Below are 19,928 nucleotides of genomic sequence, written 5' to 3' on the forward strand. Positions count from 1 at the left end.
TCACGCGCGGCAGGGCCGTAGCGCAGAGGTCGACGCACCGTCCGGCAAAGACGAAGGACGCCGGTTCGAATCCGGCCGGTCCTGCCCTACGCGGTGATCTCCTCGGCGAGGACCGCGGCCTGGCTGTGCTCCAGGTCGCGCGTCGCCGTCAGCAGGGTGACCGGGCCTCCCTCCGCCAGCTCGCGGAGATGGTCCAGCGCCTCCCGCCGCTCGGGGGCGGCCAGCTCGGCCACGTAGCGCCGGCGGAACTCGGCGAACCGCTCGGGCTGGTGCCCATACCAGTGACGCAGCTCGGTCGACGGCGCGACCTCCCGCAGCCACTCGTCGAACCGGGCGGCGTCCTTGCGCAGGCCCCGCGGCCACACGCGATCGACCAGCACCCGCCGGCCGTCGCCGGTCTGCGGGGCGTCGTAGATCCTGCCGGTCCGGACCGCAGCCGTCATGCCACCAAGTCTTCCACGCACGCGCCGCCGCCGCTCCCCGCCGGTGATCGTCGCGGCGGGGGATGCTCCTGGCCGGCTCCGCGGGCCGCAGGGTAGGTCCGTGAACAGCATAACGCACCCATCGGCGCCGATCACTCGGGCAAACAGCCCTGTTGAGCTGGGGTTATTCGGTCGTACGCTCGTCGCTCACGACAACTGGAGGTTGCGAGTTGACCGACCCCGGCATGATCGCGTGGGCCCAGGTAGTACTCCTCAACGACCACCCCCTCCGCTCCGACCTGGTGCAGGCACTCCGGATCATGACGACCGTCCATCCCCAGGTGTACCGCCCCCGCCTGGCCCGAGCCCTATGCGTCCTGGTCGACGGCTTCTCGCCGGCCACGCCGCCGTCGGCGGCGGAGCCCTTCCTGCTGGAGGCCGCCGAGCACCTGCACACCTGGGCCGCGGCGGTGCTGCGCACCGGCAGCGCGACGGCCGAGATCACCCGCCGACGGTCGCCGGACGCCGGCCCGGACTGGGACCTGCTGGCCCTGTCGGCGGCCCTGGAGACGGCGGGCCGCCGAGACGCCGCGCTGGCGGCGGTCGAGGCGTTGGTGGCGCTGGACCGCTCACGCCGCGACGCCCCGAGAAGCCGAGTCGCGCTGGCCCTGCTCCGCCAGGCGGCCCTCTTGGAGCGCCGCGAACGCGGCCCGGCCGCGGCATCTCTCCGCGACGAGGCGCACCGCTTGCTGACGTCCGACCCGGCCCCGCCTCGGAGCAACTCCCTGGCCACCCTCCTGACGAGCGCCGCACCGCTCCCCGAGCAACGCCCAGCGCCCGCCCCGAACCGCACGCCGATCCGCCACTGACCCTGGTCGCCAGCGGCCCGGGCCACGACGATCACCGCCGCGAAACGGCGTGCGCCGTTCGCGGAGGAGCTCAAGGCCGGGCCAGCGGTCGCGAGTTGGCCTCGGGAGAACAACGTCGTCGGGGCGACGGAATCCACCAGGGTCAACTCGCGGCCCGCGCGACCAGAGCAGGGTCGGCGCGGGCCGCGTCGACTGTGGACCCGCTGAGTTCCACCACGTGCCTCGTGCCGCGGCGGCCAGCTCGTGCGGTGTCCACCAAAGGTTGGCCGGCTCGGCGCGCGTTCGCCCGGATGCTGCACCGCAGGCCACGCCCGCCCCGGTGACATACGGCTACCCTACGGGCGCCGCGACCAGGCCGTGGGCGGTGACGAGACCCGGCCGAACCGCGCCGCCACACGCCAGCGGGACGGCCGCCGCGAGCCGGGCGGAAGGCGCCAGCGCGCTGGTGGCCGTGAGCGGGGTGGTCGCCGTCAGCGCGGCGGCCGCCGCGGCCAGGGCCGGCGGGATGCGGACGCCCAGCTCCGTTGACGTGTCGCAGCCCAGCTCGAACGCCTCCCGGGCGCGGCCGATGTGCCCCGTCGCCGCCAGCCGGGCGACGATGCGGACGATGCGGGTCTCGTCGTGCGGGGCGGTGCGGTAGGCGCGGTCCAGCCAGTATGCCTCGTCGAGCACGCGCGCCTCGGCCGCGGCCAGGTCGGCCAGGCGGTCGAGCAGCGTGAGGTAGTGCTGCCGCATCCGCTCGCGGGCGGCCTCCAGGCCGGAGGCGTCGTCCCCGGCCAGCAGGTCGCCGCGCCACAGGGCCGCGCACGCGCGCAGCTCCGTCGCGCCCGGACGGCGGCCGCCGGAGGCCACGGCGTCGGCGGCGGAGGCCAGGCGGAACGCGTCGACCGGGGCGTCGAGGACCAGGTCGTCGCCGGCGCGGCGGACGACCGCACCGTAGCGATCCCGCAGCCGGACCAGCACGTTGCGCAGGCGGCGCTGGGCCGTGCGCGGCGGTGTGCCCGGCCACAGGGCGGCGGTCACGGCGGGCAGGGACTCGGTGCCGCCGACGCGGACCAGGTGGCGCAGCAGGCGCTCGGCGTGTGTCGTGGGGCACGTGACGTCGACGCCGGCGGCGAGGACCCGGAAACCGCCGAGCGCCCTGATCTCAACCCGTTCCTTCATGCCGCCAACGCTAAGAATCCCGGCGCCCCGGCACATCGGAGCACGGACTGGTTCTCCGCATCGGACCCAGGGACTACTGCGGCCCCGCCAGACCCGTCTCGTAGGCGTAGATGACCGCCTGCACCCGGTCCCGCAGGCCGAGCTTGGCCAGGATGCTGCCGACGTGGGTCTTCACCGTGTGCTCGGAGACGCCGAGCCGCCCGGCGATCTCGGCGTTGGTGAGGCCGGCGGCGATGGCGGTGAGCACCTCGCGCTCGCGGGCGGTGACGGCCTCGTCGACCGCGCGGCGGGCCGGCACCGGGACCGCCCGCACGAACTCGGTGACGAGCCGGCGGGTCGCGGCCGGGCTCAGCAGCGACTCCCCGCCGGCGACGACCCGCACCGCGCGCAGCAGGTCGGCCCGCGGCGAGTCCTTGAGCAGGAAGCCGGAGGCGCCGGCGCGCAGCGAGTCGAAGACATACTCGTCCAGGTCGAACGTCGTGAGGATGATGACCCGGGCCCGGGGCGCGCTGCGGGTCACCTCGCGGGTCGCGGCGATGCCGTCCATGCGCGGCATGCGGATGTCCATGAGCACGATGTCGGCGCCGGTGTCGCGGGCCAGGCCGGCGACCTGGTCGCCGTCGGAGGCCTCGCCGACCACGGTCATGTCCGGCTGCGAGCCGATGAGCAGGCCCATGCCGACCCGGATCAGCTCCTCGTCGTCGGCGAGCACGACCCGGATGGGGTTCACCGCCCCGCCTCCCGCGGCAGCGTCAGCCGCACCGTCCACGTCCCGCCCTCCGCCCCGTACGACAGCGCGGCACCCACGCTCGCCGCCCGCTCCTGCATGCCCCGCAGACCGTGCCCCAGCTCGACCCGGCCCGCCCCGCCGGGAACGGCGTTGCACACCGCGATCGTCAGCTCCTCCGCCCCGTCCCGGACGTCTACGGCGACCGGCCGGCCGGGGGCGTGTTTCAGCGCGTTGGTCAGCGACTCCTGCACGATACGGAACGCGGCCAGCCCGGCGGCCCCCGCCACCACCCGCGGCCCGGGCATGTCGAGCGTAACGTCGACCCCCGCCCGGCGCATCGTGTCGACGAGCTTCGGGAGGTCGGCGGTGGTCGGCAGCGGCCGCAGCTCCTCGTCGTCGCCGGCCCGGACGGTGCCCAGCAGCCGGCGCAGGTCGGCGAGCGTCTCCCGCCCGGTGCGGGCGATGAGGTCGAACGCCTGCGTGCCGGCCGCCGGGGCGGTCTCGGTCGCGGCCGCCCCGCCCTCGGCCAGGACCACCATCACGCCGACCGAGTGACCGAGCAGGTCGTGCATCTCCCGCGCGATGAGGTTGCGCTCCTCGGCGACGGCCCGGGCCGCCTCGGCGCGGCGGCGGGCGCGCTCGGCGACCACGCGCCTGCGGTACTGCTCGAGGACCGCCCGCTGGGAACGGGTCAGGACGCCGGCCAGCCAGGCCACGAACACGACGAGCGTGAGGTTGAACGCCTCGAAGGGGTCCGAGTTGTACGGGCGGGTCAGGAACATGATCGGAACGGCGAGCAGCGACGCGGCGAGGCAGACCAGCGACTGCCACACCCGCGCGTAGGCGGCCACGGCGTGCAGCGCGACCAGCGGCCCGATCGGCACCAGCGGGCTGGGCCAGCCGTTGAAGCCGAACAACAGCGCGAACGGGGCGATCACGAGGTTGACCGGGAACGGCGCCCGCCGCCGGAAGGTCAGCGGCAGCGTCATGCCGGCCGCCGTCACGAACGCCCACGGGGTCACGACGCAGTCGCAGTCGGGCTTGTCGGCGGTCAGCGGCAGCACGGTCGCCGCGCACGCGAGCACGGCGAGGAAGCCGTCGAAGACCAGCGGCCAGCGGGCCGCCCACCCGGTCACCCGGCGTACCCAGGCGTCGTGCATGCCGGACTGTAGCATCGCCGTTCGGCCATGCCCGCAGCATCGCGCACCGGCGTACCGCGGCCGGCCCCGCCGACTGCGGGCCGGGCGGGTCAGGCGGCCAGGGCGTAGGCGTCGTGGACCGTGGCCAGGGCCCAGCGCATCCGGGAGACCGCCACCTCCCCTGACAGCGCGGTGCGCGGCTCCTTGCGGGGGCGAGACGCCGGTGATCAGCTGCGCCGGACGGTGATCGCGAAGTCCGCATGGCGGAACGGGTTCGGCAGGCCGTGCCGGGCCGCCAGCGCCGGGTCGTCGACCGGGGCGAACGGGCGGATCAGGCTCTCCTTCACGCCGAACACGGCGTCGGAGTCGAGGTACGGCGAACCCTCCACGAACAGATGGGTGGTCAGCCTGCGTACCCCGGGCGCGGTGACCTCGACGTGGATGTGCGCGGCGCGGTACGGGTGGCGGGCGGTCGCGGCGAGCAGCCGGCCGACGGGGCCGTCGGTGGGGATCGGGTAGTACCGGGGCACGATCGAGCGGAACCAGAACCGGCCGTCGCCGTCGGCGGTGAAGCGGCCACGCAGGTTGCCGGACGGCACCTCGGCCGGGCGCTGGACGTCGTAGAAGCCGTCGGCGTCGGCCTGCCAGACGTCGATGCTCGCACCGGCGACGGGCGCGCCGGCAGCGTCCACGACCCGGCCGGTCACCAGGCACGGCTCCCCCGCGCCGACCTCGTCGATCGTGTCGCCCAGGGCCCGCTCCGGCGACGTCACCAGGTGGAACGGGCCCTCGACGGTCGACTCGGTGAGGCCGCCGACGGCGCGGTTGGCGAGCGTCTCGACCAGCATCGACACGCCGAGCACGTCCGAGAGCAGGATGAACTCCTGCCGGGTGGCGTCGCACGCGAGGCCGGTCTCGGTGAGGAACCGGATGCCGGCCGCCCACTCCTCGGGCGTCAGGCCCACCTCCTTGACGACGGCGTGGGCGTGCCTGACCAGCGCGGTGATGATCTCGCGGAGGCGGGCGTCGGGGGTACCGCCGAAACTCGCCGCGACGACATCGGCCGATCCTTGCTCGTCGAACATCATGGACGCATCACAGCCCCGCGGGGACGGACGTGTCCAGAGGGCGGGCTCAGACCACGGCCAGCGGCGGGTGGATCGCCGACGGCTCCAGCGTCGCCTCGGCCACCACAGCGTCGCCGAGCCCGCACACGACCTGGAGGCGGCCGCCGGGCAGCCGGGTCAGCGAGCCGGGGAACACGACGTCCTCCAGCCAGTCGAACTTGGCCGGCGCCGGCGGGAAGCTCGACCGGGTGGCGACGACCACCGGGTCGGTCGCGGTCAGGCGCTGCGGGTCGATCGTCCACCACGCCGCGCAGTACCGCTGCGTCGACCCCTCCTGCCCGACCGCGACGTGGCCGAGCGCGCCGACCGTGCCGTCGCCGAGGTCGTGCAGCTCGTTGACCCCGAGCTTGGTCCCGGGGTGGACCTGGTCGGTGAAGACGTGCGCGGCGGTGACGAGCTGCGGGGTGATGTTCTCGTACGAGTCGGTGACGGCGACGCTGATCCGGCCGATGCCGGCCCGGCCGCCCTGCGGCCGCCCGCACACGACCACGTCGGCGTCGCGCTGCAGCAGCCGGATGTCCTTCATCCCGGCCACCTCCAGGAACGGCGCGGCCGGGTCGAGGCCGGCGACCCCGTCGGCGGCGTAGAACCGGGTGACGGCCCGCGGCGGCTCCGCCCCGTGGTCGAGCGTGACCACGCCGAAGACCAGCCGCCGCCGGCCGGCCCGGTCGCGCATCCAGGCGGCGAAGGGGTCCTCGGCCGCGGCGAACACGGGGGCGTCGGCGGCCGGCGTCCAGCCGTCGCCGGCCGGCTCGAAGAACCGGACCTCCGGGTCCCACGACGCGGCGTCACGCCAGTAGCTGCCGGGCGACTCGACCCGGACGGCGAGCAGGGTCCGGTCCCCGTCGGCGATGCGGCAGGGGTTGTACGCCAGCTTCCCGTCGAGCCCGGGCAGCCGCACGAGCCGGGTCTCGGGCCGGTCGGGCCGCCGCTCGAAGGCGGCCACGAGCTCGTCGTAACGCATGCCACCAGCGTGCCGGACAGTCCGGCCGGCCGCCGCCCGATCACCCCGCAACACACCCCGGTCAGTGACCTCGGAAGGCCTCCTCCAGCCACCAGGCGCCCCGCTCCGACGTGACCTTGGCGTCGACCACGAGCGGGCGCGAGCGGTCGCCGGCCAGCCATGCGGCGACCGGGTCGAGGTCGGCGCGGGTGCGGACGGTGACGCCGGAGCAGCCGTAGCCGCGGGCGATCGCCGCGAGGTCGCGGTCCGGGAGGCGGACCAGGTCGAGCGGGTGGCCGTCCGGGCCGAAGTGGTGCACCTCGGCGCCGTAGGCGGCGTCGTCGTAGACCACGACGAGCAGCGGCGCGCCCAGCGTCGCGGCCGTGGCCAGCTCGGCCGCCGACATCAGGAACCCGCCGTCGCCGAGCGCGGCCACGGTGAGCCGGTCGGGCCGCGCCACCGCGGCGCCGAGCGCGCTCGCCAGGCCCAGGCCGACCGACTGGAACGCCTGGGTGAACAGGAACCCGGCCCGGTCCGGCACGGACAGGAACATCGACGGGTAGCCCATGAAGTTGCCGGAGTCGATGACCACCGTGCGCTGCGCGGGCAGCAGGTCGTCGAGGGCGATGCTGAGCGTGCGCGGGTCGATCCGGCCGGGGTCGCCGTCGTCGGTGTAGGCGACCGACCGCCAGGCGCCCTCGGCGGCGATCCGCTCCCGCAGGGCCGGTCCGCGCCAGCCCGGCGTCTCGTCGGTGACCGCGAGGCAGTCCCGGGCCACGGTCGCCACGTCGCCGGCCAGGGCCACGTCGACCGGGCGGTGCACGCCGAGCGCGGCCGGGTCGGTGTCGACCTGGGCGACGACGGCGCCGTCGCCGATGAGCCGGCCGTGCCGGGTCGTCCACATGTTCAGCGTGCTGCCGAACGCGACCACCAGGTCGGCGCCGCCGATGAGCTCGGCCGCGAGCGGGGTGGCGAACCCGCCGGAGACGTCGAGGCTCCACGGCTCCCCGGCGAACAGGCCCTTCGCCGCCGCCGAGGTCGCCAGCAGCGCGCCGCAGCGGTCGGCGAGGGCGACGAGCGCCTCCCGGGCGCCGTGGCTGCGGGTCGCGCCGCGGCCGGCGATGAACACCGGCCGGCGGGCCGCGCGCAGGGCTCCGGCCAGCGGCGCCACATCCACCGCGGCCGGTGGGAACGGCGGCGCGGGCGGCACCGAGGCCCCGCCGGGTGCCTCCGCCGCCTGCACGTCGAGCGGCAGCGCCACCACGACCGTGCGCTCCTGGCGGAAGGCGCCCAGGACGTCGGCCGCCGCGTGCTCGGCCCGCACCCGGACGAACCCGGCGCCGACCGCCGCGGCCAGGCCGGGCAGGTCGACGTGGAAGTTCGAGCGGGGGTTCGTCGCCTCGGGCGCGAGCACGACGAGCGGCGTGCGGCTCTTGGCCGCCTCGGCGAGGCCGGTGAACGCGTTGGTGACGCCCGGGCCCTGGTGCACGGTGAGCACCGCGGTCCGGCCCGTGGTCCGGGCCCAGCCGTCGGCCATGCTGGCGGCGCCGCCCTCGTGCACGGCCGGCACGAACCGGCCGCCGGCCGCGACGAAGGCGTTGGCGAGGTGGAAGTTGCCGGAGCCGATCAGCCCGAAGGCGTGGTCGGCCCCGCAGGCCACCAGGACGCGGGCGACCGCCTCGGCGACGTTCACCTCTCGACGAGGGCCAGCACCCGGCAGGGGCTGCCGGAGCCGCTGACGATCGGCAGCGGGCCGGCGATGATGACGGCGCCGGTCGCCGGCAGCTGCGCGACGTTCTGCAGCTGGGTCAGTCCGTACTTGTCGTTGCCGAGCAGGTGCGCGTGGCACGGGAACGGCGGGTCGAACGAGTGCGCCGCCCCGGCGTCGGTCCCGACGGTCTCCACGCCGACGCCCTGCACCGGCGCCTCCTCGGCGATCCACCTGGCGCACTCGACGGAGATGCCGGGGGTGCGGCCGCCGTTGGCGTAGGCGGCGTCGTCGGCGCTGCGGGCATCCCAGCCCGTGCGGTACAGCAGCCAGCCACCCGCGGGGAGCGGGCCGTTGGCCGCCTCCCACGCCTTGATGTGGTCGACCTCGAGCAGGAAGTCGGGGTCGGCGGCCGCCTCGGCCGTGCAGTCGAGGACCGCGGCCGGCGCGACGAGCCGCTTGACCGGCACCTGCGAGACGTCCGCGCCGTCCTTCCCGGTGACCCAGTGGATCGGGGCGTCGAAGTGCGTGCCGGTGTGCTCGCCGGTGGTGAAGTTGTTCCAGTACCAGGCCGGGCCGCGATCGTCGTAGCGGCTGATCTCGTCGAGCGAGAACCGCCACGTCTGCCCGAACGGCTCCGGGAGGGTGAGGATCGGCGTGGCGGGCGACAGGGGTGCGGTCAGGTCGACGACCTCGACCGCCCCGGAGGACAGCGCCTTGACGAGGTCGGACAGCACAGTCATGCGGCGACCGTAGATCCGCCGCCATCCGGGGTCAATGCGCCGTCCGGGGTGAAAACGCCGTCGAGGAGCAGCGCGATCGAGCGCTCGGCGTGCTCGTCGGTCACGTCGGCCACCATGGTGAACAGCAGCATGAGGTCGCCCGGGACGAGGTCGGGACGGACCCGGCCGCCGGCCTGGGCGCGGCGCAGCGGGCCGGCCAGCGCCGCGCTGACCCGCCGCAGGTACCGCTCCCGCGTGCCCTGGTCGAACCGGCGCACCAGCGCGACGAGCGGCCGCATCGCCACCTGCGTGCGCAGCACCTCGCCGAGCAGGTGCCGGAAGTCGCCGGTGACCGCGCGTTCGAGCCGGTCGAGCTGGTGGGCGACGACCGCGTCGGCGAGCGCCGAGCGGTCCGGGAAGTGCCGGTAGAGGGTGGCCAGCCCGACCCCGGCCCGCCGGGCGATCGCCGGCATGGGGATGCTGTCCGGCCGGGCCGTCATGAGCTCGCTCGCGGCCTCGACGATCGCCGCGCGGTTGCGCTGCGCGTCGCGACGCTGCGGCGTCGGGGCTCCGTACAGCACGACCCAGCATGTTACCGACTGGTAATGATAATGTCACGAACTTCAAATTCTCGGTACCCGCTCCTACGCTGCCGCCACCCGCCACGAGGAGGTACCGCATGCGTCTCCGCCTGCTCGCCGTGCTCGTCGTCGCCGTGCTGGCCGGCCTCACCGGACCCGCGCTGCCGGCGAGCGCGGCCGCCACCACCCCCGTCCGGTTCGTCGACATCCAGGGCGACGGCGTCACGCTCAAGGCCAACGTCGTCGCGCCGGCCGCCACCGGCCGCTACCCCGCGATCGTGTTCCCGTCCAGCTGGGGGCTCAACGACCTGGAGTACCTCGCCCAGGCCACCGCCTTCGCCCAGCGCGGCTACGTCGTCGTCTCCTACACGCCGCGCGGCTGGTGGGCCTCCGGCGGCGAGATCGACACGGCCGGGCCGCGCGACCTCGCCGACCTGTCCCGCGTGATCGACTGGACGATCGCGAACACCGCCACCGACCCGGCGCGCATCGGGGCGGCCGGCGTCTCGTACGGCGCCGGAATCAGCCTGCTCGGCGCGGCCGCCGACCGCCGCATCCGCGCGGTCGCCATGATGAGCGGCTGGACCGACCTGGTCTACTCGCTCTACGGCGACAACACCCGCCACCAGCAGTCGGCCGGGCTGCTCGGGCTGGCCGCCGACCTGCTCGGCAACCCGGGCACGGACCTGTCGGGCAAGCTCGGCGACTTCACCGCCAACCGCAACGTCAACGAGGTCAAGGCCTGGGCCCGGGTGCGCTCCCCGGCCACCTACCTCGACGCGATCAACGCCAACCGCCCCGCGGTGCTCATCGCCAACGCGTGGGGCGACTCGTTCTTCCCGCCGAACCAGCTCGTCGACCTCTTCGGCCGGCTCACCACCCCGAAGCGGCTGGAGCTGCGCCCCGGCGACCACGCGATCGCCGAGCTCACCGGCATCATCGGGCTGGACAACGCGGTGTGGACCAGCGTCCGGCGCTGGTTCGACCAGTACCTCGGCGGCGTCGACACCGGCATCGCGGCCGAGCCGGCGGTCCAGCTCACCCCGCTCAACGCCGCCGCCGAGGGGTACCCCGCGTGGCCGTCGGTCGGCAGCCGGCGGTACGGACTGGGCCAGATCCGCTGGTGGGACGGCACCGGCCTGCTCGGGGGCGCGCCCAGCACCGGCTGGAGCAAGACCCTGCCCGGCGACCTCGACACCGTCGCCGGCGGCGGGGTCGTGCTGCTCACCAACGGGGTCGGCGCGTTCACCGGGCAGCAGCCGCAGATCTGGCTGCCGGCGGTGGACCGGCTGCGGGCCGGCGTCTGGGCGGCGGAGCGGCCGTCGAGCGCGCTGCGGATCCGCGGGATCCCCTCGGTACACCTGAAGCTCACCGGGACCGCGGCACAGGGCACGCTGGTCGCGTACCTCTACGACCTCGACCTGCTCGGCAACGCCAAGCTCATCACGCACGCCCCGGTGAGCTGGCTCGGGACGGCCGGTGGCAGCCGGTCGGTGGACGTGGCGCTCTCGGCCACGGCCTACGACCTGCCGGCGGGACACTCGCTGACGCTCGTCGTCGACACGACGGATCCGCTGTACTACGACGCGAACGCGCCGGGCAGCACCGTCACCGTCGCCGGCGGGTCCTATGTGGACGTCCCGGTGCGGTGACGTTCCGGCGGCGCGTCAGCCGCGCCAACGCGCCGCCACCACCGCCTCGCGCAGCGTCTCGTGGAACGTCCGGCCGGGTCGTCGCCGAGCGCGAGATACCAGGACACGGAGCGGCCGCCGTCCCACCGCTTATTTCCTCGGTCCTCCACGGTGCGTCGTCACGGAGCGGACACCGCAACCGACCGCTCACCGACCTCCCGGGAAGTCGCCGGCCCGGCCCAGCAGCGCCGGCAGGGTGATGCCGAGCTCGCGTTCGACGATCGCGGCCGCCGTCACGACGCCGTCCAGGTCCAGGCCGGAGGCGACGCCCGAGCGGCGCAGGCCGTAGGCGAGGTCCTCGGTCGCGATGTTGCCGGTCGCCGCCGGGGCGAACGGGCAGCCGCCGATGCCGCCGGCGCTGCTGTCGAGGGCCGCGGCGCCGCGCTCGACGGCCCGCAGCGCGTTGGCGTACCCGGTGTTGCGCGTGTTGTGGAAGTGGAAGCGCAGCGGAAGGCCGGTCACCGCGCGGACCGCGTCGACGAGCCGGTCCACGTCGGCCGGCACGCCGACGCCGATCGTGTCGGCCAGGGCGATCTCGCCGGCGCCCGCGTCGGCGCACTGCCGGGCCAGCTCGGCGACCGCGTCCGCGCCGACCTCGCCCTCGAACGGGCAGCCGAAGCTCGCCCCGATCGTCGCGGTGACCCGCCGGCCGTTCGCGTGCGCGCCGGCGCTGATCGCGGCGAACGAGCGCACCGCCTCGGCGACCGACATGCCCTGGTTGCGCCGGCTGAACGTCTCGGTGGCCACGACCACGGCGTTGACCTCGTCGACCCCGGCGGCGAGCGCCCGCTCCAGCCCGCGCGCGTTGACGACCAGCCCGATGTAGCTGACCCCGGGGACGCGGGGCACCCCGTCCATGACCGCCTCGGCGTCGGCCATCTGCGGCACCCGCTGCGGGTGGACGAAGCTGGTCGCCTCGATCCGCCGCGCACCGGCCGCGACGAGCGCCCCAATGTATGCAATCTTCGCGGCCGTGCTCACGAGGGTCCGCTCGTTCTGCAGGCCGTCACGCGGGCCAACCTCAACGATCTCAACCGACATGGGCCTGTTCTAGCACTCTTGCCCTCGCGCCGCCCATCGGCTAGATGTATACAACATGACGGCGGCCAGCGACCGCGCGGTGGAGCAGCTGCGCGAGCGGATCCTCGGCGGGGAGTACGCACCCGGGGAGCGGCTCGGCGAGGTCGACCTCGCCGAGAAGCTCGGCGTGAGCCGGACCCCGGTCCGCGAGGCGCTGCGCCGGCTCTCGGCCGAGGGGCTCGTCGAGCTCGCCACCAACAAGGGCGCCCGAGTGGCCGAGTACCCGCGGGAGGACCTCGACCACATCTTCGAGATCCGCGCGCGCGTCGAGGGGCTGGCCGCCCGGGCCGCCGCCACGACCGCCTCGGCCGCGGACATCGACCGGCTCGATACCATCGCGACCGAGCTCAAGGAGCACTCCGAGGCCGGACGGTTGACGGAGGTGTACCGCCTCAACGCCGAGTACCACGCGACGCTGAACGGGCTCGCCGGCAGCCCGGTGGTCGCCGCCACGGTCGCCCAGCTCGTCCACGCCTCGGTCCTGGTGCGCACCCTGCACGCGTTCGACGAGACGGCGCGCCGCCGCAGCGTCAACCATCACCTGGAGATCGTCGCCGCCCTGCGCGCCCGCGACGGCGACTGGGCCGAGGCCGTCATGCGCGCGCACCTGCTGTCGGCGCGGGCCTCGCTGCTGGGCCCACGGAACACGGAGGAGACCGCATGACCCGTCGTCCGCTGCCACTGCGCGACGTCCGCGTCGTCGAGCTCGGCTCGCTGCTCGCCGGCCCGTTCTGCGGCCAGCTGCTCGGCGACTTCGGCGCCGAGATCATCAAGATCGAGGACCCGGGGCGCGGCGACCCGATGCGGCAGTGGGGGCGGGAGAAGCCGCACGGGCAGTCGCTGTGGTGGCCCGTGGTCGCCCGCAACAAGCGCTCCGTCACCTGCGACCTGCGCACCCCCGAGGGCCAGGACCTGGTGCGGCGGCTCGTCGCGCGCTCCGACGTGCTGCTGGAGAACTTCCGGCCGGGCACCCTGGAGCGCTGGGGGCTGGCGCCCGAGGAGCTGTGGAAGGTCAACCCCGGGCTGATCGTCACCCGGGTCACCGGCTTCGGCCAGACCGGCCCCTACGCGAAGCAGGCCGGGTTCGGCTCGATCGGCGAGGCGATGGGCGGCATCCGCTACGTCACCGGCTCCCCCGGCCAGCCGCCGTCGCGGGCCGGGATCTCGCTCGGCGACTCGCTCGCCGCCATGTACGCGACCATCGGCACGCTCGTCGCGCTGCACGAGCGCCAGCAGTCGGGCCGGGGCCAGGTCGTCGACGCGGCCATCTACGAGTCGGTGCTCGCGATGATGGAGTCGCTGCTGCCCGAGTGGCAGGTCGCCGGCTACCAGCGGGAGCGGACCGGGCCGGTGCTGCCGAACGTCTCGCCGAGCAACGTCTACCCGACCGCCGACGGCGACAGCGTGCTCATCGCGGCCAACCAGGACAGCGTGTTCGGTCGGCTGGCCGGCGTCATGGGGCAGCCCGGACTGGCCGGCGACCCGCGGTACGCCACCCACGGCGCGCGGGGCGAGCACATGGTCGAGCTCGACGAGCTGATCTCGGCCTGGACCGCCGGCCTGAAGGCCGACGACCTGCTCGCCGCGCTGCACGAGGCGGGCGTGCCGGCCGGGCGCATCTACAAGGCCAAGGACATGTTCGCCGACCCGCACTTCGCGGCCCGGCAGGCGATCGTGACCCTCACCGACCCCACCATCGGCGAGATCGCCATGCAGAACGTGTTCCCGAAGCTGTCCGAGTCGCCGGGCCGGGTGCGGGCCACCGGGCCGGCGCTCGGCGCGGACAACGACGACGTGTACCGCGGCCTGCTCGGCCTCGGCGACGACGAGCTGGGCCGGCTCTCCGGCGCCGGCGTGATCTGACGCATGAGCGGTCCCGGAGCAAAGCGGAGGAGGCCGCTCATCATGGGCTCAGGGCGGAGCTCAGGCGGCCGGAGCGAAGCGGAGGACGCGTGAGCGGGCTCGACGACGACTACGCGGCCGCCGGCTTCGGGGGGCACCTGGAGTGGGGCGAGTCGCCCGCGGTCCTCGTCATCGACATGGTGCGGGCATACTTCAAGCCCGGCGCCGACCTGTACATGGGCAGCCGTGACTGCCTCGACGCGACCGGGCGGGTCCTGGCGGCGGCCCGCCGCGGCGGCGTGCCCGTCATCTACACGCGGGTCGAGTACGGCCCGGGCGGCATCGACGGCGGCCTGTTCTTCCGCAAGGTCGGCGCGCTGCGCAGCTTCGTCGCCGGCGCGGGCGGCGACCTCGGCGAGATCATGCCGGAGATCGCGCCGCAGCCGGGCGACCTGGTCATCGCCAAGCAGTACGCGAGCGCCTTCTTCGGCACGTCGCTGAGCGCCACGCTCGCCGCGCTGCGGGTCGACACCGTGGTGCTGTGCGGGGTGAGCACGAGCGGCTGCGTGCGCGCGACCGCCGTCGACGCGATCTCCCACGGCTACGTGCCGATCGTGGTGCGCCAGGCGGTCGGCGACCGGGACCCGCGCCCGCACGAGGCCAACCTGTTCGACCTGGCGGCCAAGTACGCCGAGGTCTGGGACGAGGAAGCGGTCGTCGAGCGGCTGGCGCAATGACGTCGACGCACGGCGCGTTCCCGGGCGCGCGCAACCACCCGGTCTCCCCACCGGCCGCGGTCACGGGCCGGCCGACAGCGTAGGGGGCTCCCGACCGACGGCCGGGAGCCCCTACGAACGCGCTAGCGGGTGAAGCGGCGGTCCAGGGCGAGGTTGTGGTCGTCCAGGGACGGGATGTACGACGGGCCCGCGAGGGACGTCACCGCCGGGACGCCCGCCCAGCGGCGGACCGCCGCCGTGGCCGTCGCCGACTCCGGCGCGGTCAGCAGGGCGATGTTGGCGCCGTGGTTGGCGCCCGCGGCCACGTACGACAGCGAGTCGCGTGTGCCCGGGCCCAGCCGGAACGGCTCGGCGCCCCACGGGTCGTTCTGGCCGTAGACGAACAGCAACTGCCGGCCGGACAGCCTGACCCACAGGTCGATGTCGCCCATCGCGAACGGCTGGAAGCGCGGCACGATCGAGCGCGGGATGTAGGACTGGGCGCGGTCCTGGCCGCGGTACCGCTGCAGCCGCGCCAGGTGCGGCAGGCTGATCTCCGGGTAGCCCAGCTGGTACGACGCCTGGAAGTAGTACGGGATGTACGGCTCGATGCCCTGGTCGGTGTTCGAGTCGATCCCGTAGATCAGGTCCAGCCAGTCCCAGATGGCGTCGCTGGAGGCGGTGGCGGGCGGCACGTCCGCGCAGTCGCTCGCCAGGCTGTACTGCCAGAACGCCCACGTCGTCCCGTTCACCATGAACTCGAACGCCCGGTCGGCGCTGCCGGTGATCGTGAACGTGCGCTCGTTGGCGGCCGCCCAGGCCTGGTAGCGGGCGACCAGCTCGGACCGCCGGCGCAGCGCCTCGACCTGCACCGCGTCGAGCGCGGCCCGGCACTGGGCGGTGCCGACCCGGGTGAAGAACCGGTCGTACGCCGAGTCCTCGCTGTTCACCACGTCCTGCGGCGCGACGTAGGCGACCGTCCCGTCGACGTCGCCGGGGTAGAACCGCCGGTGGTACACCGAGGTCATGCCGCCCTTGGAGGCGCCGGTCGAGATCCATTTCTGGGCGTAGACGGGCTTCAGCGCCTCGACGATCCGGTGGTGGTCGGTCGCGGCCTGCCAGATCGTGAGCTCGTCGTCCCAGTCCGGCGGCGCCGGTCGCGACGGGGTGAAGAAGCGCTGCTCGACCGAGATCTGGTTGCCGTCGACCAGCCGGGTCGGCTCGGAGCGGAACGCGAACCCGGGCACGTTGTAGCCGGTGGTGTGCAGCACCATCGGCCGGTCGGTGCCGCGGTGCAGCAGGGTGAACCGCTGCTGGAAGGTGCCGGCCCGCGGGTGGCGGTGGTCGTCGGGCTGGGTGATGCTCAGGATGAAGAACCGGTAGGGCGCGGCCACCGGCTGCTCCTCCAGCACCGTCAGGCCGGGGACGGCCCGCAGCTGCTGGAGGATGTCGGGGTCGGCCGCCGCGGCGGGGCTCGTGACCCCGGTGACCGCACCGGCCAGCCCGACGGCGATCGACAACAGCGCGTGTCTCATGCGCAGCATGTGCTGCCTCCACATCGATCGATTCCGCTGTATCGACGACCCTAGCGGCTGGTGGAGGCGCGCGACCCTCGCTCCGACCCGCGTCAGAGGCCGAGCGCCTCTTCGACCGCGGTGGTGAGCTCGTCGGACGTCAGCGAGCCGTCGACCTCGATCGCGCGCAGGCCCAGCTCGGCGGTCTCGGCGCGGAGGCGCTCGGTGAACATCCGGTCGCGCTCCAGCAGGTTGCGCAGCGCGCGCTCCGGGTCGCTGGTGCGGCCGGCGATCTGCCAGAGCCCCCCGCGGTGCTCGAACGCGGCCCGGCGGAACCGCGGCGTCGGCAGGAGCCACACGGCTCGATGCGGCTCGCCGAGCAGCGGCCGGACGAGGGACGGCAGCAGCCGGAAGCCCTCCGCGACCACCGGTTGCGGCACCGCGCGCAGGTCGGCCTCGACCAGGTGGAAGCCCTCCCCCCGGTACCAGTGAAAGGTCTCGAGCATGGTCCGGGGCGTGCGCAGCAGCCAGCGCTCGTCCATGCTCATCGCCGCGAACCGGGCCAGGCACGGGCAGTCGGCCGGCGGGCAGCGCCGGGCGTGCTCGGCCATGACGTCGTCGGTGGCGTACAGCCGCAGCCCGTGGCGGGCGGCGAGGGCCCGGGCGACGGTCGACTTCCCGGCGCCGCTGCCGCCGCCGATCCAGTACACGTGCCGCACTCGACCATCTTGCGCCGCCGTCGCACACTTGCGGCTGTGAACCTCCAGGACTACTTGGCCGCCATCATCTTCGGCGCCGTCATCGGCATCGTGGCGCGGATCGTGCTCCCCGGCCGGCAGAACATCGGGATCATCCTGACCGTCCTCATCGGCATGGGCGCGGCGGTGGCCGGGACCTGGGCCGCGGACCGCTGGGACATCCACAGCGACAAGTTCCTCGTGGTGCGCGGGCACAGCTACGACTGGCTCGTGATCGGGGTTCAGGTCGGCATCGCGGTGGTCGGGGTGGCCTTGGCGGCGCTGCTCGCCAAGGCGTTCTCGACCGACGATGACGACGACTGACGGCCCAGGACGAAGAGCAGGCCCGCGGCGAGGTAGAGCGCGGCCTGGGTGTTGAGGATCGGCATGATCCCGAGGCGGTCGCCGAGCAGGCCGGCGGCGAGCATGCCCAGGCCGCTCGCACCGTCGTAGACGGCGCCGAAGATTCCGAAGACCCGGCCGCGCGCGCCCTCGCCGGCCACCCGTTGCAGGTGGCTCACCAGCCCGGTGACCATGACCAGGCCCGGCACGCCGACCAGCACGAAGAGCGCGACGTAGACCGGTAGCGCGGTCGTGACGACCGGGCCGTTCCACACCGCGACGGACAGCAGGCCGAACGCGCCGGCCCCGGCCGGGATCAGGACCGCCGGGCCAGGCGTGCGGCGCAGGACGGCGAGCAGGACACCGGCGGCGATGGCGCCGACCGCCTGCACCCCGCGCAGCAGGCCGGTCTCGGTCGCGCCGCCGCCGAGCTCCCGGGCGACCCACACGACGAACAGCACGACGAAGATGCCCTGGGCGATCCCGGCCAGGGCGGCGACGGCGAGTGCGAGCCGGATCCGGCCCAGCGGGGCTCTCGCAGCGGTCTTGGCCCGGGCGGGCGCGGGCCGCGCGCCGATGCCGGCGATGAGCGCGGCCGCGGTGAGGAACGTGACCAGGTCGGCGAGCACGATCGCGCGCAGGTCGCCGACCGCGAGCAGCAGCCCGCCGAGCGGCCCGCCGGCGAGCCGGCCGAGGTTCTGGTTGAGCCCGACGAGCGCGTTGGCCGAGACCAGCTCGCCGTCCGGGACCAGCGCCGGCAGCAGCGCGTTCTTGGCCGGGGCGAACAGCGCGACGAGCGCGGCCTCGGTGGCGATGACCGCGTAGAGGACCGGCAGCGCGCTGCTCACCAGCAGCGGCACGAGCGCGGCGGCCTGGGCCAGGACGACGGCGACGAGCAGGCGACGGCGGTCGACACGGTCGGCCAGCCGCCCGGCGAGCGGGCCCAGCAGGACCGCCGGGCCGAGCTCGACGAGGAACGCGAACGCGGTCTGCAGGGTCGACTGCGTCCGCTGGTACACCAGGATCGGCAGCGCGACGAGCAGCAGCCAGTCGCCGGTGTCCGAGATCAGGCCGGCCAGCCACAGCCGGCGGAAGTCACGGTGCCGTAGTGCGGTCATCAGGGCTCCCGGGGAATCCGTGGAAGAACAGGTGGACCTGGGCGGCGTCACCCGGCGCGTCGTCGCGGGTGGCCGCGATGTAGGGCCGGATGAGGGCGTCGATCCGCTCGCCCAGCTCGGTGAGCTCGTCCGGGGTGAGCCGGAGGGTGTACGTCCCGTGCTGGCCCGCGTCGCGCCAGCGCGGCGGCACCCGGTCGCGGCGGGCCAGGTACTCGGCGAGCAGCCGTTGGTCGCGCTGGATCGCCACGGCCGCGACGACCGTGGCCTGCTCCTCGTCCGGCGGCAACGAGAAACCGGTGATGAGGGCCCGCCACGGCCGCTCCCGGCCGTCGCCTGACTCGACCGGCGCGACCAGCCCGGCCTTGGCCAGGGCCCGCAGGTGGTAACTGCAGTTGGACGGGGTGTCGCCGACCGCCCGGGCGCACTGGGACGCCGTCGCCGGGCCGTTCGCCATGAGATGGGTGAGCACCTCGTACCGCACCGGGTGGGCCAGTGCGCGCATGGCGCCCGGCTCGGTGATGGTGCGGCGTGCCTCGCGCCCCATTCGATCCCTCCGGTCAGCTCGGCAACTCTGAAAGTGTCTTTCAGAAGCATACTCTCAGATTCGAGTTCACCGAACTCACAGGAATCGCGGTTATGTTGAGCGCATGGCAACCCTCGACGGTCCGGCCGCACCGGACCCGCAGGGCCACAAATCGGCGCACATCCGGCGATGGCTGCCGATCCTGGGCGTCGCGGTGGCCCTCGTGCTCACCGCGACGATCGCGTTCAAGCTCGGGTCGGGCGACGACGAGCCCGCCGCGCGGCCCTCGGCGAAGGCCTCGCCGAGCCCGACCGCGCCCCCGACGATCGCCCAGATCTACGCGGCCGTCGCCCCGTCCGTCGTGACGATCACCGCCGTCGAGGGCAGCGCGGCCGTCGCGAGCGGCACCGGCGTGATCGCCAGCCAGACCGGCGCGATCCTCACCGCCAACCACGTCGTGGCCGGCGCCGGCGCCATCCAGGTCACGTTCGCCGACGGCACCCGGGTCGCGGCGAAGGTCGCCCAGGCCGACCCCGAGCTGGACATCGCCGTGCTCGTCCCGGGCGGGCTGCCCGAGGTCCTGGTGCCGGCGGTGATCGGCAACTCCGAGCGGATCGCCGTCGGCAACACCGTGCTCGCCGTCGGCAACCAGCTCGGGCTGACCAGCAGTGCGACCACCGGGGTCATCTCCGGGCTCGGCCGCACCGCGAAGAGCCAGGACGGCAGCGAGCTCAAGGGCCTCATCCAGTTCGACGCCGCGGTCAACCCGGGCAGCTCCGGCGGGCCGCTCGTCAACGCCAAGGGCGAGACGATCGGCATCGTCGTCGCCCTCGCCAACCCCACCGAGGCCGGCACGTTCGTCGGCGTCGGTTTCGCCGTGCCGATCGGCGCGGCCCTCGCCGCGGGCGCCGGCCCCGGCGAGGACGCACCTCAGCAGTGACGAGACCCGCGAAGGACGCA

The 19,928-nt window shown here is 74.5% G+C and carries 21 protein-coding genes and 1 tRNA gene; 8 read left to right on the forward strand and 14 right to left on the reverse strand.

Translation table 11 applies throughout. The features are described 5' to 3' along the window. The first annotated feature begins 11 nt into the window (after positions 1-11). Positions 12-84 (forward strand) — tRNA-Cys (locus IEZ31_RS02195). A gap of 2 nt (positions 85-86) precedes the next feature. On the opposite strand, the gene IEZ31_RS02200 is transcribed toward IEZ31_RS02195, so the two are convergent. Next, on the reverse strand, positions 87-443 hold the full coding sequence (locus IEZ31_RS02200) for a DUF488 domain-containing protein (RefSeq protein ID WP_190247972.1): 357 nt from the start codon (positions 441-443) through the stop codon (positions 87-89). Between the two features lie 209 nt (positions 444-652). Here IEZ31_RS02200 and IEZ31_RS02205 point away from each other — a divergent pair, with 209 nt between their 5' ends. After that, on the forward strand, positions 653-1,291 hold the full coding sequence (locus IEZ31_RS02205) for a hypothetical protein (RefSeq protein ID WP_190247973.1): 639 nt from the start codon (positions 653-655) through the stop codon (positions 1,289-1,291). Positions 1,292-1,621: 330 nt separating this feature from the next. On the opposite strand, the gene IEZ31_RS02210 is transcribed toward IEZ31_RS02205, so the two are convergent. The 8 genes from IEZ31_RS02210 to IEZ31_RS02245 form a co-directional block, all read right to left on the reverse strand. After that, positions 1,622-2,455 carry an AfsR/SARP family transcriptional regulator gene (locus tag IEZ31_RS02210; RefSeq protein WP_190247974.1) on the reverse strand — a complete coding sequence of 278 codons (834 nt, stop codon included), beginning with the start codon at positions 2,453-2,455 and terminating at the stop codon, positions 1,622-1,624. A gap of 73 nt (positions 2,456-2,528) precedes the next feature. Beyond that, the gene (locus IEZ31_RS02215; protein ID WP_190247975.1) at positions 2,529-3,185 is read right to left on the reverse strand and encodes a response regulator; all 657 of its coding nucleotides are present in this window, start codon (positions 3,183-3,185) and stop codon (positions 2,529-2,531) included. Beyond that, positions 3,182-4,345: a sensor histidine kinase gene (locus tag IEZ31_RS02220; RefSeq protein WP_190247976.1), complete on the reverse strand. Its 1,164-nt coding sequence runs from the start codon at positions 4,343-4,345 to the stop codon at positions 3,182-3,184. The genes IEZ31_RS02215 and IEZ31_RS02220 overlap by 4 nt, the downstream gene beginning before the upstream one ends. 206 nt (positions 4,346-4,551) lie before the next feature. Further along, the gene (locus IEZ31_RS02225) at positions 4,552-5,412 is read right to left on the reverse strand and encodes a dioxygenase family protein (protein WP_229833992.1); all 861 of its coding nucleotides are present in this window, start codon (positions 5,410-5,412) and stop codon (positions 4,552-4,554) included. Positions 5,413-5,458: 46 nt separating this feature from the next. Next, positions 5,459-6,415, reverse strand: a complete 957-nt coding sequence (locus tag IEZ31_RS02230) for a DUF1861 family protein (RefSeq protein ID WP_190247977.1) — start codon at positions 6,413-6,415, stop codon at positions 5,459-5,461. A gap of 61 nt (positions 6,416-6,476) precedes the next feature. Then, positions 6,477-8,087 carry a thiamine pyrophosphate-binding protein gene (locus tag IEZ31_RS02235; protein WP_190247978.1) on the reverse strand — a complete coding sequence of 537 codons (1,611 nt, stop codon included), beginning with the start codon at positions 8,085-8,087 and terminating at the stop codon, positions 6,477-6,479. Beyond that, positions 8,084-8,845 (reverse strand): cyclase family protein, encoded by a 762-nt coding sequence (locus tag IEZ31_RS02240; protein ID WP_190247979.1) that lies wholly within the window; start codon positions 8,843-8,845, stop codon positions 8,084-8,086. The genes IEZ31_RS02235 and IEZ31_RS02240 overlap by 4 nt, the downstream gene beginning before the upstream one ends. Beyond that, the gene (locus IEZ31_RS02245; RefSeq protein ID WP_190247980.1) at positions 8,842-9,405 is read right to left on the reverse strand and encodes a TetR family transcriptional regulator; all 564 of its coding nucleotides are present in this window, start codon (positions 9,403-9,405) and stop codon (positions 8,842-8,844) included. The genes IEZ31_RS02240 and IEZ31_RS02245 overlap by 4 nt, the downstream gene beginning before the upstream one ends. 98 nt (positions 9,406-9,503) lie before the next feature. Between IEZ31_RS02245 and IEZ31_RS02250 the strand changes: the two genes are divergently transcribed. After that, complete coding sequence (locus IEZ31_RS02250; protein ID WP_190247981.1) at positions 9,504-11,057, forward strand: CocE/NonD family hydrolase; 1,554 nt, start codon at positions 9,504-9,506, stop codon at positions 11,055-11,057. A gap of 186 nt (positions 11,058-11,243) precedes the next feature. Here IEZ31_RS02250 and IEZ31_RS02255 read toward each other — a convergent pair whose 3' ends face one another. Continuing rightward, on the reverse strand, positions 11,244-12,137 hold the full coding sequence (locus IEZ31_RS02255) for a hydroxymethylglutaryl-CoA lyase (protein ID WP_190247982.1): 894 nt from the start codon (positions 12,135-12,137) through the stop codon (positions 11,244-11,246). Positions 12,138-12,192: 55 nt separating this feature from the next. On the opposite strand from IEZ31_RS02255, the gene IEZ31_RS02260 reads away from it, so the two are divergent. The 3 genes from IEZ31_RS02260 (at position 12,193) to IEZ31_RS02270 (ending at position 14,755) form a co-directional block, all read left to right on the forward strand. Then, entirely contained in the window at positions 12,193-12,840 is a 648-nt protein-coding gene (locus IEZ31_RS02260) for a GntR family transcriptional regulator (RefSeq protein WP_190247983.1), read from the forward strand. Next, a complete protein-coding gene (locus IEZ31_RS02265) occupies positions 12,837-14,039 on the forward strand; it encodes a CaiB/BaiF CoA transferase family protein (protein ID WP_190247984.1) in 1,203 nt (400 codons plus the stop codon). The genes IEZ31_RS02260 and IEZ31_RS02265 overlap by 4 nt, the downstream gene beginning before the upstream one ends. An 89-nt stretch (positions 14,040-14,128) precedes the next feature. Then, positions 14,129-14,755 (forward strand): isochorismatase family protein, encoded by a 627-nt coding sequence (locus tag IEZ31_RS02270; RefSeq protein WP_229833996.1) that lies wholly within the window; start codon positions 14,129-14,131, stop codon positions 14,753-14,755. 122 nt (positions 14,756-14,877) lie between these two features. On the opposite strand, the gene IEZ31_RS02275 is transcribed toward IEZ31_RS02270, so the two are convergent. Continuing rightward, complete coding sequence (locus tag IEZ31_RS02275; RefSeq protein ID WP_190247985.1) at positions 14,878-16,278, reverse strand: S28 family serine protease; 1,401 nt, start codon at positions 16,276-16,278, stop codon at positions 14,878-14,880. Positions 16,279-16,361: 83 nt separating this feature from the next. After that, positions 16,362-16,967, reverse strand: a complete 606-nt coding sequence (locus tag IEZ31_RS02280; protein ID WP_190247986.1) for a hypothetical protein — start codon at positions 16,965-16,967, stop codon at positions 16,362-16,364. 36 nt (positions 16,968-17,003) lie between these two features. Here IEZ31_RS02280 and IEZ31_RS02285 point away from each other — a divergent pair, with 36 nt between their 5' ends. After that, the gene (locus IEZ31_RS02285; protein WP_229833997.1) at positions 17,004-17,309 is read left to right on the forward strand and encodes a GlsB/YeaQ/YmgE family stress response membrane protein; all 306 of its coding nucleotides are present in this window, start codon (positions 17,004-17,006) and stop codon (positions 17,307-17,309) included. Here IEZ31_RS02285 and IEZ31_RS02290 read toward each other — a convergent pair. Beyond that, the gene (locus tag IEZ31_RS02290; RefSeq protein ID WP_190247987.1) at positions 17,228-18,445 is read right to left on the reverse strand and encodes an MFS transporter; all 1,218 of its coding nucleotides are present in this window, start codon (positions 18,443-18,445) and stop codon (positions 17,228-17,230) included. The two genes, IEZ31_RS02285 and IEZ31_RS02290, sit on opposite strands and share 82 nt — an antisense overlap. Next, positions 18,423-18,989, reverse strand: a complete 567-nt coding sequence (locus IEZ31_RS02295) for a winged helix-turn-helix domain-containing protein (RefSeq protein WP_190247988.1) — start codon at positions 18,987-18,989, stop codon at positions 18,423-18,425. The genes IEZ31_RS02290 and IEZ31_RS02295 overlap by 23 nt, the downstream gene beginning before the upstream one ends. Before the next feature lie 103 nt (positions 18,990-19,092). Here IEZ31_RS02295 and IEZ31_RS02300 point away from each other — a divergent pair, with 103 nt between their 5' ends. Then, positions 19,093-19,908, forward strand: a complete 816-nt coding sequence (locus IEZ31_RS02300) for a S1C family serine protease (protein ID WP_190247989.1) — start codon at positions 19,093-19,095, stop codon at positions 19,906-19,908. Positions 19,909-19,928: the final 20 nt, after the last annotated feature.

Source organism: Dactylosporangium sucinum, assembly GCF_014647515.1.
Taxonomy (GTDB): domain Bacteria; phylum Actinomycetota; class Actinomycetes; order Mycobacteriales; family Micromonosporaceae; genus Dactylosporangium; species Dactylosporangium sucinum.

Excerpts from the sequence above, each read along its gene's own strand:
- IEZ31_RS02200 (WP_190247972.1), bottom strand. The coding sequence starts at position 443 with ATGACGGCTGCGGTCCGGACCGGCAGGATCTACGACGCCCCGCAGACC.
- IEZ31_RS02210 (WP_190247974.1), bottom strand. The coding sequence starts at position 2,455 with ATGAAGGAACGGGTTGAGATCAGGGCGCTCGGCGGTTTCCGGGTCCTC.
- IEZ31_RS02220 (WP_190247976.1), bottom strand. The coding sequence starts at position 4,345 with ATGCACGACGCCTGGGTACGCCGGGTGACCGGGTGGGCGGCCCGCTGG.
- IEZ31_RS02225 (WP_229833992.1), bottom strand. The coding sequence starts at position 5,412 with ATGATGTTCGACGAGCAAGGATCGGCCGATGTCGTCGCGGCGAGTTTC.
- IEZ31_RS02230 (WP_190247977.1), bottom strand. The coding sequence starts at position 6,415 with ATGCGTTACGACGAGCTCGTGGCCGCCTTCGAGCGGCGGCCCGACCGG.
- IEZ31_RS02240 (WP_190247979.1), bottom strand. The coding sequence starts at position 8,845 with ATGACTGTGCTGTCCGACCTCGTCAAGGCGCTGTCCTCCGGGGCGGTC.
- IEZ31_RS02250 (WP_190247981.1), top strand. The coding sequence starts at position 9,504 with ATGCGTCTCCGCCTGCTCGCCGTGCTCGTCGTCGCCGTGCTGGCCGGC.
- IEZ31_RS02255 (WP_190247982.1), bottom strand. The coding sequence starts at position 12,137 with ATGTCGGTTGAGATCGTTGAGGTTGGCCCGCGTGACGGCCTGCAGAAC.
- IEZ31_RS02260 (WP_190247983.1), top strand. The coding sequence starts at position 12,193 with ATGACGGCGGCCAGCGACCGCGCGGTGGAGCAGCTGCGCGAGCGGATC.
- IEZ31_RS02265 (WP_190247984.1), top strand. The coding sequence starts at position 12,837 with ATGACCCGTCGTCCGCTGCCACTGCGCGACGTCCGCGTCGTCGAGCTC.
- IEZ31_RS02275 (WP_190247985.1), bottom strand. The coding sequence starts at position 16,278 with ATGCTGCGCATGAGACACGCGCTGTTGTCGATCGCCGTCGGGCTGGCC.
- IEZ31_RS02290 (WP_190247987.1), bottom strand. The coding sequence starts at position 18,445 with ATGACCGCACTACGGCACCGTGACTTCCGCCGGCTGTGGCTGGCCGGC.
- IEZ31_RS02295 (WP_190247988.1), bottom strand. The coding sequence starts at position 18,989 with ATGGGGCGCGAGGCACGCCGCACCATCACCGAGCCGGGCGCCATGCGC.
- IEZ31_RS02300 (WP_190247989.1), top strand. The coding sequence starts at position 19,093 with ATGGCAACCCTCGACGGTCCGGCCGCACCGGACCCGCAGGGCCACAAA.